Origin of the sequence: Corallococcus aberystwythensis (assembly GCF_003612165.1) — a bacterium.
In the GTDB taxonomy this organism is placed as follows: domain Bacteria; phylum Myxococcota; class Myxococcia; order Myxococcales; family Myxococcaceae; genus Corallococcus; species Corallococcus aberystwythensis.
This window is the reverse complement of record NZ_RAWK01000625.1, coordinates 1-379: the sequence shown is the minus strand read 5'-3', so window position 1 is coordinate 379 and position 379 is coordinate 1. Positions and strand designations below refer to the sequence as shown.

Below are 379 nucleotides of genomic sequence, written 5' to 3'. Positions count from 1 at the left end.
GGTTTTTCACTGCCCGACTTGGGCAAGCACATTTAAGGCTGGCGGTATCGTGGCAACTGCCGCTACTATTTATGCCGATCAGCAACGTTCAAATCATATTGCACGACGATCGGCTATCCGAGGACACCCACAGTAAGGCAAGGTATGGAACACGTTATTACAAAGCGCCGCTATTACGATATTGGTCTACAGATTGAAGAGCTGCTGTATTCAGGCGTATTTAAGGCCGGAGAACGCTTACCTTCAGAACGTGAACTGAGCGAGCGGTTTAATACCAGCCGAACTACCATTCGTGAAGCCATCATTATGCTGGAACTGAAAGGCGTATTGAATGTGAAGCAAGGGTCAGGGATTTTCTTTGTCGACTCCACCGATAAGC

General features: G+C 48.0%; 1 protein-coding gene. It reads left to right on the top strand.

The genetic code is table 11. The features are described 5' to 3' along the window. Positions 1 to 144 precede the first annotated feature (144 nt). A partial coding sequence (locus D7W81_RS41790) for a FadR/GntR family transcriptional regulator (protein ID WP_147445871.1) occupies positions 145 to 379 on the top strand: 235 nt, incomplete at its 3' end.